Consider the following 13,102-nt stretch of genomic DNA (forward strand, 5'->3'; position numbering starts at 1 on the left):
CGCATGAATATAAGCACCCTGCCCTCTCAGATCATGATCAACGGTGTTCAGTACAACGCAAATCCCGGTCAGCGACCGGTCTATGTGGACGAATGCACAACCATCGGGCAACTATTTCAAAAGCGTTGTGCCGATTTGGGCGCGCGTACGGCGCATCGTGAAAAGGATTTCGGTATCTGGAAATCCTATTCATGGACGGATTACTGGCAGCACGCGAAATGGATCGGCCTCGCCCTGCAAAAGCTGGGATTGAAACGCGGTGAGGTCGTTTCGATCCTTTCCGAAGACCGAAAAGAATGGGCCTGGTTCGATATGGGCATTCAGGGCGTCGGTGGGATTGCCTCGGGCATCTACACGACGGATGCGGCCGCCCAGGTGAAATACCTGATCAATGACAGTGACAGCCGTTTCCTGGTGGTCGAAAACGAAGAGCAGTTGGACAAGTTCCTCGAGGTCGAAGGGGATCTGCCGACCCTTTTGAAGGTCATCATCCTCGAGGATGAAGGCCTGCATGATCTGGACCACGACCGCTGCATGATGATCAGCGATCTTTATGAGCTGGGCCAGCATGTCGAGATGGAAGAGCCCGACCGCTTTGAAGCGGAAATCGCGCTGGCATCCCCGCAGGATACCGCTCTTCTGGTTTATACATCGGGCACGACCGGCATGCCAAAAGGCGCAATGCTGAGCCACGAGAACATCCTTGCCGCAATCGAAGCCGGCGCTCATTCCTTGCCCGCATTGGAAACAGATGAACAGCTGTGCTTTTTGCCGCTCTGCCACATCCTCGAGCGTGATGTTTCCATATATTTCCCGCTTGCAACGAAATCTGTCGTCAACTTTGCCGAAAGCCCCGAGACTGTTTTCGCAAATCTGCAAGAGGTTTCTCCTTCGACGTTTACGGCGGTCCCGCGTGTCTGGGAAAAGATCTATTCTCAGGTTCAGATCATGGCCCAGGATGCAACCTCGACCGGGCGCGCGTCCTTTGAAATGGCGGTAAAGGCGGGTCTGGCACGTGCCGAATATATCCTGGCGGGCAAGCCGGTCCCGGCCAGTGTTGCCGCGCAGTACTGGCTTTGGGACCGTTTGGTTCTGCGTAACCTGCGCCGGATGCTGGGGTTGGACAATATGCGGCGCGGTGGAAGCGGCGCCGCCCCGATTTCGGCGGACTTGCTGAAATGGTACTGGGCCATTGGTGTACCTCTGGTCGAAGGTTTTGGTATGACCGAAACATCGGGCCTGGCGACATTGAATACACTTGGAAACAACAGGATCGGAACCATTGGAAAGGCTGTGCCCGTTAATGACGTCCGTATTTCCGAAGGTGGAGAGATTCAGCTTAAAGGGTTGAACATCTTTCAGGGTTACTGGCGAAACAACGCCAAAACAGCCGAGACTTTCACTGCCGATGGTTGGTTGCGTACTGGTGATATGGGCCAGATCGACCAAGACGGTTTCGTGACCATTACGGGTCGCCTCAAAGATCTTATAATCACGGCGGGCGGCAAAAATATCGCCCCGGCCGAGATTGAAAGCCGTCTCAAGTTCAGCCCCTTTATCTCGGACGCAGTTGTAATTGGCGATAAGCGCAAGTTCCTGACTGCACTAATCATGATAGATCAGGAAAACGTGGAGAAATTTGCGCAGGATCGAAAGGTCCCCTTCTCGAATTTCGCCTCTCTTTGTGCCTCCGCCGAGGTTCGGGACCAGATCAAAGACGAAGTGGGGGCCGCAAACAAGGATTTCGCACGGGTTGAGCAGATCAAGGATTTCCGCCTGATAGATGTTCTGCTGACGGCAGATGATGACGAACTGACGGCCACAATGAAGCTCAAGCGCAGCTTTGTGGAAAAGAAACACGAACATCTTATTGAAGACATGTACAATTAGACAAAACGTTATCCAAAGGGAGGATTATAATGAGGAATCTGATTAAACGGCTGTCCGCTGCCACAGTTTTGACGGCTGTCGCGACACTCTCCAGCGCTCAGACACAGGGTGTTACGGATGATGAGATCGTAATCGGCTCGGTCAATGATCTGAGCGGAATCTTCGCCGCTGTTGGTGTCCCAGCCACCAAAGGCGCCAATGTGGTGTTCGACCGCGTGAACGCTGCAGGTGGTGTTCACGGTCGGACCATCCGTTTTGTGGTTGAGGATAATGGCTATCAGATGCCGCGCGCGATGCAGGGCTACAACAAGTTGCTGAACCGCGACAAGGTGTTTGCGATGTTGCAATCTCTGGGTACGCCGATGAACCTGGCCGGATTCAAACTGCTGGATCCCAAGGGCATTCCGAATGTCGCGCCTTTGACGTCGTCGCAGAAAATGCTGCAAGAACCAGTGCGCAACAAATTCACGTCCTTTTCCACCTATTTCGATCAGGCGCGTGTCGGCGTGAACTATCTGGCCAGCGAATTCGGATCGCAAACAGTCTGCACCATGTATCTGCCCACCGATTTCGGCGAGGAGATTCTGGAAGGCAGCAAGGCGGGTGCCGAAGAGGCTGGGATCGGTTTTGGCACAGAAACCACCCACAAGCCCGATGAGACCGATTTCGTGGGCTCTCTGAGCAAGCTCAGAGATGAAGGCTGCGACATCGTCACCATGGCCCTTGGGGTTCGGCAGGCGATCACTGTGGTTGGCACCGCCAAAAAGATGGGTCTAACGGATATGAAATTCTTGGGAACATCAGCCAGCTTCCTGACCGTCGTTGCGCAGGTGCCGGGTGGCGTGACGGATGGTTTTTATGCCGCCGCCTCATGGCTGGACTTGTGGGCCCGCGCGGATCAACCGGCCCCTGCAGCCTTCATCGAAGAGTATAAGGCTGCAACAGGCGAAGACCCCGTTGGATTTGCGATGTTGGGCTATTCTGCGGCTGAAATGATGGTTAAGGCGCTGGACGCCGCCGGCCCCGATCTGACTCATGACAGTTTTATCGCTGCGATGGAGACACTCGACTACAACGACGAACTGGTTGGAAATCACATCTCGTTTTCGCCGGACGACCACCAAGGTGCCGACACGGTGTTTGTGAGCGTTGTTGAAAACGGTGCTTGGAAGCTGGTCCACGAAGAGTAACGACTGAAAAACAGAGTTTAATCAGCATTCAGGCGTTAGAAACCATGAGCCGTCCGTTCCAATACGGACGGCTTTTTCATTTTGTTTTGGGCTATCCACCTGCGGATAATTGGTTCCAATGCAAAACCGCTATAGTTAGGCGAAATGGAAAAAACTCGAATCGAAAATCTGTTATCGTTGAAAGATCGTAAGATCATCGCGCAGGGTAATCGGCAATTTGTCTATCAACACCCTGATCTGCCGGACACTCTGCTGAAGATCCCGCAACCTCAGACGATAGATGACGAAGCTCATCTTGTGACGGATACCTGGTTTGATCGGATGTTTCGACGCTCGACGGCGTTCAAAGGATTTCTGCGCGAGTTTCACGAGTCGTTTGATCTTATGGTGCGTCACCAGAAATCCGCTGCCCCTATCCCCGTATGTGAGGTGCGAGGTGTGGTTCAGACGGACCTGGGTCTGGCGCTTATGTACGAGCGGATTTCCGAGCCTGACGGGCAGCTATCGCCCAGCCTTATTGGTATGGTCCAAAGCCGTCGCCTTAAGCCGCATCACTTGGATTCTTTGAACGCGCATTTTGACATTTTGGTCAAAGAGAACGTTTTGGTCAGTAACCAGAACCCCGGCAACATCGTCTATCAGACGTTGGCCGACGGCTCAGGACGATGGGTCTGGATAGACAGTTTCGGAAATAAGCAGGCGATCCCAGTTCGCAGGTGGTTCCCAAGCCTGAACAAACGAAAGATCGAGCAGACTCGGCAGAAATTCCTTGCTTTGGCTCAACAGGCTTTAGGACGTGAAGCGGACTGACAAATCCGTGTTGGAGTGACTTTCTTTTCGTCTCACGCTTGACGTGTGCGGGCTGTTAATCTCAACATTCAGAAATGTTTTTTGTGCGTCCTCGTCATTACAACGATAACGGGACCAATTCGGTAAATGGTATTCTAGGTAGTTAGATAAAAAATGCGGTCAAAAATTCTGAACTTTCTGATCATCGTGATGATCTCTGCAACGCTTCTTGCTGGTGTGGAGCTGGGCATCCGTTGGCTGTCACCACAAGGCGTTCTGACAACATATCCAGAGGGTGGTCCACTTGGATTGAAGGACCCGGTCGTCGGGCATACGAACAGGCCAAACACCGTCGTCGCCATCAATGCACCAGAGTTCACGGTTGAGTATAAAGTCGACGAAAACGGGTTTCGTGAAACCCGCTTTCCAGCCAGTGCATTAGACGATGGAAAAACCATCAAGATCCTGTTGCTGGGAGATTCCTTTACCTTCGGCGCATCAAATGAGCTGGGCGATATCTGGCCAGAACTCTTGGCCCAGAAGTTCCTGGATCAAGGCATGCCTGTTCAGCTGATCAACGCAGGTGTTCCGGGATATAACACATCTCAACAGGCGCTGTATCTCGAGCGGTTAAGCGAAAAATATGACCCTGATATCGTGCTGGTTACCTTTCTTCCCAATGATATGTTCGCAAATGAGCCCATTCGGACCGTTGATGGCGTTGATGTCGCCTTTAGCGATGTCAGTTCGGTTGTAGGCTCGGGGAATATCAAGAAATCCTCGCTACACTCGGTTACGCTGTTAAAGCGAATGCTGATGGCGAACGATCAGACCTATACCCAACTGTACCTGATGACGCCGCGAAAGGCCTTTTTCACCACCCCGATGAGCGATCTGTTTCAAGCCAAAGTCGAGACGACAAAGCAGGTGTTTTCCCGCATGGCAACCTTCACGCAGTCGCAGGGGTCCGAGCTTGTGGTCGTGTCCGTCCCACAGTTGTTTCAGGTTCTTCAGGCCGCGAAAACATCTTCCGATCCCGAGGTCGATCCCGGCCTACCCGACCGCCTAATGGAGGGTGTGGTGGCCGAGCAAGGATTTCAGTGGCACGAAGCGCTGCCCTACCTCGCCGAGGAATACGGCACCAAGGGTGAAGACCTGTATTTCCGATACGATGGCCATCTGAATGCGGACGGCAACAGGGTTCTGTCCGAATTCATGTTCCAGATTCTGGCCCCGCTGATCGAAACCAAAACAGCCGGCTGAGTTCGACAACAGATTCGGTAAACTAAATCCCAATCAACAAAAGAAAAACGGCCGCAACATTGTGCGGCCGTTTGAAACAGTCTTAAAAGTTCGTACGAGCGATTATCGCTTGGAGAACTGGAACGAACGACGCGCTTTGCGCTTACCGTATTTCTTACGTTCCACAACGCGGCTGTCGCGGGTCAGGAAGCCAGCGGCCTTCAGTGCGCCACGCAGGCTGGGATCGTACAGTTGCAGCGCTTTCGACACGCCGTGCTTGACCGCACCGGCCTGACCGGTCAGGCCACCGCCTTTGACGGTTGCAACAACGTCGAACTCACCTTCTACGCCGGCAACCTGGAAAGGCTGGCGCAGGATCAGCTGCAGAACGGGGCGTGCAAAATACACATCCTGGTCTTTGCCGTTCACGGTGACCTTGCCGGAGCCCGGCTTGATCCAAACGCGGGCAACAGCGTCTTTACGCTTGCCGGTGGCATAGGCACGACCCAGTTCGTCGCGTACGGGTTCACGCACGATGACTTCTTCGGCCACAACTTCAACGCCTGCTACGGCGCTCAGCTCTTCGAGAGTATTGATCTGATCAGCCATGGTCATTAGCTCCGGGTGTTTTTCTTGTTCATGGATGCAACATCCAGAACTTCGGGCGCTTGCGCCTCATGGGGATGCTCGGCACCGGCATAGACACGCAGGTTGGTCATAACCTGACGCGACAGGCGGTTGCCCGGCAGCATGCGCTTGACCGCCTGGGTCACGACGCGCTCGGGGTGCTTGCCCTCGAGGATCTGCTGCTTGGTGCGCGACTTAATGCCGCCCGGGTGGCCAGTGTGCCAGTAGAAGTTCTCTTCGCGCTTCTTGCCGGTCATCTGGATTTTGTCAGCGTTGATCACGATGACATTGTCGCCCATGTCCATGTTCGGGGTGAACGACGCTTTGTGCTTGCCACGCAGACGCATGGCGACGATCGAGGCAAGACGGCCCAGAACAACGCCCTCGGCGTCGATCAGGATCCATTTCTTGTCGATGTCTGCAGGTGTTGCAGAAAAGGTTTTCATGGCAGGATAGTCCTGTTTGATGTGAAAGACCGCCCCCATACGGAGCGGTCCGAATTCGATGGATGGGGTTTAAACCCACGCGAAAGGCGGGTCAATACACACAAATCAGTTTTAACTTAGCAAAAACAATGCATTACAAAATAGGTATTATTTTACCCCATGTTTTTGCCAATCTTTTTCCGTCAATACCCAACGCATCCACTGCCCAGCCCCGGTACCAAGAACAAGTTGCTGGGTATCAACGTACCGCGCCCCAAGTTTCGCGGTCCCTTTTTGTGATCGCAAGTTGGTTGGGTCGATATGAAACCAGACCTCATCCAGTTCGCCGAACACCTGATTTACCATCAGCGATTTGATCGCCCGATTGCTGGCTCCGCCCCAGTGATCACGGGTAATAAAGCTGTATCCAATGCCGATGCCCCCGGGAACCTCGGGAGGCTCATAATAGCGAGAGCACCCGATGACCCGGCCTGTCGCCTCTTCGCGTACTGTCACTGACCCACCTGCGCTCAACAGAAAATCGAAATAAGGGGCGAAAACTTCTTTCTGATGGCGGGATTTGGCGGGATGCCCGGCCCAAATCAGCGGATCGCTGGCTGCAAGGTGCAGGTCTTCGAAGTCACTTTTGAGCATAGGTGTGACGACAAATCCTCTGCCCCGCATTTCCCAAATATCCATTAAGCGTCCCCTTACACCGAAATCTGTTCGGGTGGATTATCCAGCAGACGCCTGAGACGCTGCATTGCGTCCTCGAATTGATCCAACGATACATGCCCGTTCATGGCTATGCGAACCGCATTGGGTGCGCGCCCGTCACGCAAAGCAAACTCATCGGCAGACCGCAGTTGAATTCCCTCTCGCTCGGCTGCGCGGCTGAACGCAGCCGCTCGCCAACCAGAAGGCAAGTTCAGCCAGACAAAAGGTACATCTGAGGCCCAGTTCAGGTCGAACCCACCTAGGGCGTTTACGGCCACGCGCACATATTCCCCCATCCGGGTCCGGACATCTTTTGCGATTTGGCGCGTCCGCGGATCAGACAACATCAGCCGCGCCAGTTCGGCAAGCGGCTGAGCAAGGCCAAAATAGCCATATTCCGCAGAACGGCGCAGATCAACGCTGCGCTCGCGCGGCGCTATGGCAAACCCGACACGCAGTGCGGGCGTCAAAATCTTCGAGATCGACGACACATGCCATCCCCTTTCCGGCGCCAGGGCGCGATAGCTGGGCGCTCTTGCATCACCCATGCGGTAGCAGTCGTCCTCGATTATCTGGACGCCGAACCGCCGTGCGATTTCCACAACTTCTTTGCGGCGTTCCAGTGGTGTATGTGAGCCGGTCGGATTTTGAACCTCGGGTGAGACACATATGGCCTGCGCCGCCGACTGGCGAAGGACATGCTCCATAGCGTTTGGATCCACGCCCCATTTGTCCATCTTTACGCCAATGACCTCTGCACGCATCAACTCACCGGCCCGTCGGAACCCTGCGTATGACAGATCCTCGACCAGAACGATCGGCTTTGGTCCGCGTAATATTGTCTGAAATACAAGGCAAAGGCCGTTTTGTCCGCCGTGGGTCAGAACGATATCGTCCTGCGAAATTGGTCCCAATGGCAAATCGGAAAGCCAATCTACAACAGCCTGTCGCATAGGTTTATACGCATCGCGGGTTGGATAGTTCATAAACAGGCGTGGATCGGATTGTGCCACTTTCTGCATACATTCGCGGATCAGGGCCACCTGCCCCATATCGGCGAGCCTTGGGCTGAACAGGCTGACATTGGCTTCATATTTGTCATCTCTGAGATGAAGTTGCCGAGCCCAGACATCATCGAGCAGAGGCGCCTTGGGCGGGGCCACAAATGTACCACGTCCTACTTCGGCGCTGAGCAGACCTTCGTCTGTGAGTATCGTATAGGCGCGCGCAACGGTGCCCGGTGTGATTTGTAACCTATAGGCAAGTTCCCGCACCGGCGGCAGTTTTGTACCGACTTCCAAAATATTGTTATCTATAGCTTTTCGAATTGTATCGGCGACCAGTGTATATTTTGGCCCTTTGGATTTAGGCAGTGACTCTGGCCAAATTGTATCCATTACAATTCTTCCTTTGATTGCAGCACAATTCTGAATGTATCAAGTGTTCATACCGAACATATTACGTTTGTGTCAATACAATTTGAAAGGAACCCCAAGATGACACGCGCAATGCACAACCCCGCCCTGATAGCGCTTAACGACAGCCCCCGGCTGCCGCTGATTGCCGCACTGGCCGTGCGGTTTGCGGCGACGGTCACAAAATGGGAGCGGCAACGCCGCAGCCGAATTAACTTGTCCAATCTCGATGACAGGCTGCTGAAGGATGTGGGCCTGACTAATTATCAGGCCAGACGAGAGATCGAACGCCCTTTTTGGCAGGGCTAGATAATCCCCAGTCCCTATATGGGACCTCTTCCTTGGCCGGGTTTATCCCGGCCATTTTTTCACCCAAAAGCTGCCGCAGCTGACCCCTCTGGTGGTAAAGAATAGGTCATCGTTGCGCGAGCGACGGGTTTGTCTGACCCTTCCGAAAATATTAGAACGTCACCTACGGCAAGGGATTTTCCTAGCTTCAGCAAGGTGCAGCGCGCAATCAAATCTGCATTTCCATCCGGTTTACGCATGAAGTCCATTGAACAACCGGTTGTCACGGCCAGAGACTGCTGGCCCCTGCGCGCCAGGATCAGTGCGTAAACGCTTACATCAGCTAATCCAAACATAGACGGCCCCGAGACAGTCCTACCGGGGCGCAAATGACGGTCGCCAACGGAAAGTCTCATGACGATGGACTTTTCGGTCAGATCCTGGACCGAATAATCCTGACTGACCTGGGGGAAGATTTGGCTCAAATAATCCTCCAGTTCCTCCCGATTCATTGCCAATGACATACTTCCCCTCCTGGATTTGCCGACCTAGAGTTGGCCTCACATCAGATCGGAGGGCAAGATGGGAATTCTGGAACGAAATGACGCAGACGCCGTGGCTAGGCTTACAATGAATGCGCCAGACCGTCTCAACGCCCTAAGTGACGAAATGCTGGCTGCGCTACAGACTGAACTTGATGCCCTGCGCGAAGACAGTTCCATCCGGGCGGTGATCCTTTCTGGTAAAGGCAAAGCTTTTTGTGCGGGTCATGATCTGAAACAGATGACAGCAGGACGCCAATCTGAAGACGGCGGCAAAGCCTATTTCCAGGACCTATTCAATCGCTGTGCGAAAATGATGCTTTCAATTCAGTCGCTTCCGCAGCCGGTTATTGCCCAGGTGCACGGCATTGCTACGGCGGCCGGATGCCAGTTGGTTGCAACCTGCGATCTTGCTGTAGCTGCTGAAGGGACGCGGTTTGGCGTAAACGGTGTGAATATCGGGCTGTTCTGTTCGACCCCAATGGTTGCTCTTAGCCGAAACATTCCACGCAAACACGCCTTCGAGATGTTGACGACTGGAGATTTCATTCCGGCGTCACGAGCTGCTGAGCTGGGTCTTGTCAATCGTGTGGTGCCAGAAATGCTGTTGGAGCATGAGGCTGTTTCACTGGCCGAGCAGCTTGCCTCCAAACTGGGATCTGCCGTGAAAGTCGGAAAACAGGCCTTCTACCGCCAGTTGGATATGCCATTGGATCAAGCCTATTCCTATACCGGCGAGGTAATGGCTCAGAATATGATGCATCGGGATACCGAAGAAGGAATATCTGCATTTATCGGAAAAAGAGATCCAAATTGGAGCCAATAAGGAATTTGTCATGCATATTTTTCCGCAATGTCGCCATTTTTGGACTTTTCAAATGGGCGTTACTGTGGCAATGCTGAGACGAGGCTGAGGCCTTGAACACTTTTTGGGTCGCCGTGGGCGGAAGGTCCCTCCGAGCTGGTTTCTCTCACTGGCGCAGACATTCCCGCATCGGCGACCCCAAAAATCCCTTGAAAACATGATTTCCCGTGCGCCATCGCTGCTGTGTTGCGTTGCGATCTTCTGTGCCCTATGTGGCAGCTTATGACACAGAAATTGCATATCGTGGGCGGCGGCATGGCCGGGTCCGAGGCCGCATGGCAAGCGGCGGAAATGGGCGTCGAGGTCGTGATTCACGAAATGCGCCCAAAAGTCGGAACTTTTGCGCATCAGACCGGCAACTTGGCCGAGATGGTCTGCTCGAACTCATTCCGGTCGGATGATGACGAACAGAACGCCGTTGGACTGCTGCATTGGGAAATGCGCGAGGCCGAAGGGTTGATCTTGAAAACGGCAGATGCGCACCGACTGCCGGCCGGGGGCGCATTGGCTGTAGATCGCGATCCGTTTGCGGAATCTGTGACGGCCAGGTTAAAGGCTCACCCCCTTGTCGAAATCACTGGCGAAGAAGTGACCGCCCTGCCCGATGACGGCCAATGGATTTTCGCCACCGGCCCACTGACGTCTGCTGGATTGGGAGAAGCAATCCGCGCGGAAACCGGCGCCGAGTCGTTGGCGTTCTTTGATGCCATTGCACCAATCGTATATGCAGACAGCATCGACATGAGCAAAGCTTGGATGCAATCTCGGTATGACAAGGGTGAGACCGAAGAAGAACGCACCGCTTACCTGAATTGTCCGATGGACCGAGAACAGTACGACGCCTTCATCGACGCCCTGCTGGCCGCGGACAAGACCGAGTTCCATGAAGGAGAGACCGCAGGCTATTTCGATGGTTGTCTTCCGATAGAGGTTATGTCCGAGCGCGGTCGTGAAACGTTGCGCCACGGACCGATGAAGCCGGTCGGCCTGACGAACCCGCATCAGCCCGAGGTAAAGCCTCACGCGGTGGTTCAACTGCGCCGAGATAACGCGCTAGGAACATTGTTCAACATTGTCGGCTTTCAGACCAAGATGAAATACGGAGCCCAAACCGATGTGTTCCGCATGATTCCGGGGTTGGAGAATGCCAGTTTTGCGCGGCTGGGCGGTATTCATCGCAATACGTTCATCAACTCTCCGACATTGCTGGATTCCCAGATGCGGCTGAAATCAAAGCCCAATATCAGGTTCGCCGGTCAGATTACCGGTGTCGAAGGTTATGTGGAAAGCGCCGCGATGGGTCTTTTGGCCGGACGTCTGGCTGCTGCCGAGATGTTGGGCCGTACCGTTCCCGAAGTTCCGCAGGACAGTGCCATGGGCGCTTTGATCCACCACATCACTGGCGGTGCCGAGGCAAAGACATTCCAGCCTATGAACGTGAATTTCGGTCTGTTCCGTCCTGTCGATGGGTTAAAAGGCGGTCGGCGTGGCCGAAAAGACCGCTACAAGGCCTATACTGACCGGGCCAAGGAAGAATGGACCAAGTGGTTGGCGCATTGGTGACTGGACGGGTCCGGCCCCGACGTCCTAACATATCGGTATGAGCGATAAATTCCTAAAGGATGTCTATGGGCTGGATTCGCCTCAGGCGACCAAAGCACATTATCAAAAATGGGCCTCGTCTTATGATGATGAGGTTGGGTCAAACGGTTATGCGACCCCGGGACGTATCGCCCGGGCTCTCTGGTCGCAACTGCCCGAGCCCAAAACCCCAATTCTGGACTATGGCTGCGGTACCGGCCTGTCAGGTGTCGCGCTGAACGCGGTCGGGTTTGAGGTCGTCGATGGAATAGACCCCACCCCGCAGATGTTAGAGGGCGCTCTGGCAAAGGGGGTTTATCGCAACTTGATCAGCTTTGACATCGCAGATCCCAGCCCGCTGCAGTCTGGCGCGTATAAGGTCATCACCGCAATCGGGGTCATCGGCGTGGGTGCCGCACCACCTGAGACTTTGGATATGCTCATCAACGCGTTACCGTCAGGCGGCCTTATTGCTTTTTCCTATAATGATCATACGCTTGAATATCACAGCTATACCGTTCGCCTCAGCGATTGGCTGGATATGGGCGCAGCACGATTGCTGTTCCGGGAATATGGCCCGCACCTTCCGGGAATGGACATGAAGTCTGACGTTTATATTGTTGAAAAAGTGTGACTTTAGTAACCAGATTTGCCCCTTCGCCCACAGGACCGCTGCATCTTGGCCACGCTTATTCGGCGATGTCGGCCCATGATTTTGCAAAGTCGAATAATGGGCTGTTTTTGCTGAGAATCGAGGACATCGACCGATCTCGCTCGCGCCCGGAATGGGAAACCCAGATTTACGATGATTTGCATTGGCTTGGCCTGTCTTGGCCTGAACCGGTGCTGTGCCAATCCACGCGAACCGCAATCTATGATTCCGTGCTGGACGATCTGTGGTCGCGGGGGCTGCTGTACCCGTGCAGCTGCAACCGAAAAGACATCGCCAACGCGGCCAGCGCTCCCCAGGAAGGAGCCCCACTTCTTGGTCCGGACGGGATTATCTATCCGGGAACGTGTCGCACACGTTGGAAACAACAGGGTTCATCGGGTCAACCACGCCCGCTGAATATTCCGTTGCGATTGAATATGGCCGAAGCTTTGCAACAAACATCCAGCCTGTTTCAGATCGATAAAAACACTGCATGGTTTCAAGAGATTGGAGAAGGTCCAGGCGCTGAATCCGGCTGTGTCCGGTTTACACAGGCAGAGATGTTGGAAACGGTTGGGGATGTCGTTCTGTCGCGCCGGGATATGGGCACGTCGTATCACTTGTCGGTCGTTCTGGATGACGCTGCACAAAAAGTTACGCATGTGGTTCGCGGTCAGGATCTGTTCGAAGCCACACGTATCCACGTTCTGCTGCAGACGCTGTTGAGTTTGCCGACACCGATCTACCTGCATCACCGCCTGATACGCGATCAGGCCGGCAAACGGCTGGCCAAACGCGACGATGCGCGCGCCATTGCCAAGTTCCGCGAGGAAGGTGCGACGCCCGAAGATATTCGGGCGATGGTGGGGCTTTGACCAA

At 54.2% G+C, this 13,102-nt stretch carries 14 protein-coding genes; 9 read left to right on the forward strand and 5 right to left on the reverse strand.

The genetic code is table 11. From position 1 onward, the window contains the following. Positions 1 to 3 precede the first annotated feature (3 nt). The 4 genes from AC2FJW_RS00770 (at position 4) to AC2FJW_RS00785 (ending at position 5,132) form a co-directional block, all read left to right on the forward strand. Positions 4 to 1,890, forward strand: a complete 1,887-nt coding sequence (locus tag AC2FJW_RS00770) for an AMP-dependent synthetase/ligase (protein WP_496748963.1) — start codon at positions 4 to 6, stop codon at positions 1,888 to 1,890. Positions 1,891 to 1,919: 29 nt separating this feature from the next. Beyond that, the gene (locus AC2FJW_RS00775; RefSeq protein WP_281994628.1) at positions 1,920 to 3,080 is read left to right on the forward strand and encodes an ABC transporter substrate-binding protein; all 1,161 of its coding nucleotides are present in this window, start codon (positions 1,920 to 1,922) and stop codon (positions 3,078 to 3,080) included. A gap of 144 nt (positions 3,081 to 3,224) precedes the next feature. Then, entirely contained in the window at positions 3,225 to 3,890 is a 666-nt protein-coding gene (locus AC2FJW_RS00780; RefSeq protein WP_496693179.1) for a YrbL family protein, read from the forward strand. 153 nt (positions 3,891 to 4,043) lie between these two features. Continuing rightward, entirely contained in the window at positions 4,044 to 5,132 is a 1,089-nt protein-coding gene (locus AC2FJW_RS00785) for an SGNH/GDSL hydrolase family protein (protein ID WP_496704626.1), read from the forward strand. 102 nt (positions 5,133 to 5,234) lie between these two features. Here the strand turns inward: AC2FJW_RS00785 and rpsI are convergent, their stop codons facing one another. From rpsI to AC2FJW_RS00805, 4 genes are all read right to left on the reverse strand, one after another. Next, the gene (rpsI, locus tag AC2FJW_RS00790) at positions 5,235 to 5,720 is read right to left on the reverse strand and encodes a 30S ribosomal protein S9 (protein WP_271947073.1); all 486 of its coding nucleotides are present in this window, start codon (positions 5,718 to 5,720) and stop codon (positions 5,235 to 5,237) included. Between the two features lie 5 nt (positions 5,721 to 5,725). After that, positions 5,726 to 6,184, reverse strand: a complete 459-nt coding sequence (gene rplM, locus AC2FJW_RS00795) for a 50S ribosomal protein L13 (protein WP_281994631.1) — start codon at positions 6,182 to 6,184, stop codon at positions 5,726 to 5,728. A gap of 147 nt (positions 6,185 to 6,331) precedes the next feature. Then, positions 6,332 to 6,862, reverse strand: coding sequence for a GNAT family N-acetyltransferase (locus AC2FJW_RS00800; RefSeq protein ID WP_282027414.1), 531 nt, complete (start codon positions 6,860 to 6,862; stop codon positions 6,332 to 6,334). 11 nt (positions 6,863 to 6,873) lie between these two features. Next, positions 6,874 to 8,277: an aminotransferase-like domain-containing protein gene (locus AC2FJW_RS00805; RefSeq protein ID WP_496695416.1), complete on the reverse strand. Its 1,404-nt coding sequence runs from the start codon at positions 8,275 to 8,277 to the stop codon at positions 6,874 to 6,876. A 99-nt stretch (positions 8,278 to 8,376) separates the two neighbouring features. Here AC2FJW_RS00805 and AC2FJW_RS00810 point away from each other — a divergent pair, with 99 nt between their 5' ends. Next, a complete protein-coding gene (locus AC2FJW_RS00810; protein ID WP_142633870.1) occupies positions 8,377 to 8,604 on the forward strand; it encodes a DUF1127 domain-containing protein in 228 nt (75 codons plus the stop codon). A 59-nt stretch (positions 8,605 to 8,663) separates the two neighbouring features. Here AC2FJW_RS00810 and AC2FJW_RS00815 read toward each other — a convergent pair whose 3' ends face one another. After that, positions 8,664 to 9,107 carry a PaaI family thioesterase gene (locus AC2FJW_RS00815; protein ID WP_496748964.1) on the reverse strand — a complete coding sequence of 148 codons (444 nt, stop codon included), beginning with the start codon at positions 9,105 to 9,107 and terminating at the stop codon, positions 8,664 to 8,666. 58 nt (positions 9,108 to 9,165) lie between these two features. On the opposite strand from AC2FJW_RS00815, the gene AC2FJW_RS00820 reads away from it, so the two are divergent. The 4 genes from AC2FJW_RS00820 (at position 9,166) to gluQRS (ending at position 13,098) form a co-directional block, all read left to right on the forward strand. Beyond that, positions 9,166 to 9,951 carry an enoyl-CoA hydratase gene (locus tag AC2FJW_RS00820; RefSeq protein ID WP_282021264.1) on the forward strand — a complete coding sequence of 262 codons (786 nt, stop codon included), beginning with the start codon at positions 9,166 to 9,168 and terminating at the stop codon, positions 9,949 to 9,951. A 261-nt stretch (positions 9,952 to 10,212) separates the two neighbouring features. After that, on the forward strand, positions 10,213 to 11,553 hold the full coding sequence (gene trmFO, locus AC2FJW_RS00825) for a methylenetetrahydrofolate--tRNA-(uracil(54)-C(5))-methyltransferase (FADH(2)-oxidizing) TrmFO (protein WP_496691256.1): 1,341 nt from the start codon (positions 10,213 to 10,215) through the stop codon (positions 11,551 to 11,553). 37 nt (positions 11,554 to 11,590) lie between these two features. Further along, positions 11,591 to 12,205, forward strand: a complete 615-nt coding sequence (locus tag AC2FJW_RS00830; protein ID WP_496748965.1) for a class I SAM-dependent DNA methyltransferase — start codon at positions 11,591 to 11,593, stop codon at positions 12,203 to 12,205. Beyond that, positions 12,202 to 13,098: a tRNA glutamyl-Q(34) synthetase GluQRS gene (gluQRS, locus tag AC2FJW_RS00835; RefSeq protein WP_496748966.1), complete on the forward strand. Its 897-nt coding sequence runs from the start codon at positions 12,202 to 12,204 to the stop codon at positions 13,096 to 13,098. The genes AC2FJW_RS00830 and gluQRS overlap by 4 nt, the downstream gene beginning before the upstream one ends. Positions 13,099 to 13,102: the final 4 nt, after the last annotated feature.

The organism is Ruegeria sp. CDSA020, assembly GCF_059612345.1.

Bases quoted from the DNA above. Each gene is read 5' to 3' on its own strand.
- AC2FJW_RS00770 (WP_496748963.1), top strand. From the start codon at position 4: ATGAATATAAGCACCCTGCCCTCTCAGATCATGATCAACGGTGTTCAG.
- AC2FJW_RS00775 (WP_281994628.1), top strand. From the start codon at position 1,920: ATGAGGAATCTGATTAAACGGCTGTCCGCTGCCACAGTTTTGACGGCT.
- AC2FJW_RS00780 (WP_496693179.1), top strand. From the start codon at position 3,225: ATGGAAAAAACTCGAATCGAAAATCTGTTATCGTTGAAAGATCGTAAG.
- AC2FJW_RS00785 (WP_496704626.1), top strand. From the start codon at position 4,044: ATGCGGTCAAAAATTCTGAACTTTCTGATCATCGTGATGATCTCTGCA.
- rpsI (WP_271947073.1), bottom strand. From the start codon at position 5,720: ATGGCTGATCAGATCAATACTCTCGAAGAGCTGAGCGCCGTAGCAGGC.
- rplM (WP_281994631.1), bottom strand. From the start codon at position 6,184: ATGAAAACCTTTTCTGCAACACCTGCAGACATCGACAAGAAATGGATC.
- AC2FJW_RS00800 (WP_282027414.1), bottom strand. From the start codon at position 6,862: ATGGATATTTGGGAAATGCGGGGCAGAGGATTTGTCGTCACACCTATG.
- AC2FJW_RS00805 (WP_496695416.1), bottom strand. From the start codon at position 8,277: ATGGATACAATTTGGCCAGAGTCACTGCCTAAATCCAAAGGGCCAAAA.
- AC2FJW_RS00810 (WP_142633870.1), top strand. From the start codon at position 8,377: ATGACACGCGCAATGCACAACCCCGCCCTGATAGCGCTTAACGACAGC.
- AC2FJW_RS00815 (WP_496748964.1), bottom strand. From the start codon at position 9,107: ATGTCATTGGCAATGAATCGGGAGGAACTGGAGGATTATTTGAGCCAA.
- AC2FJW_RS00820 (WP_282021264.1), top strand. From the start codon at position 9,166: ATGGGAATTCTGGAACGAAATGACGCAGACGCCGTGGCTAGGCTTACA.
- trmFO (WP_496691256.1), top strand. From the start codon at position 10,213: ATGACACAGAAATTGCATATCGTGGGCGGCGGCATGGCCGGGTCCGAG.
- AC2FJW_RS00830 (WP_496748965.1), top strand. From the start codon at position 11,591: ATGAGCGATAAATTCCTAAAGGATGTCTATGGGCTGGATTCGCCTCAG.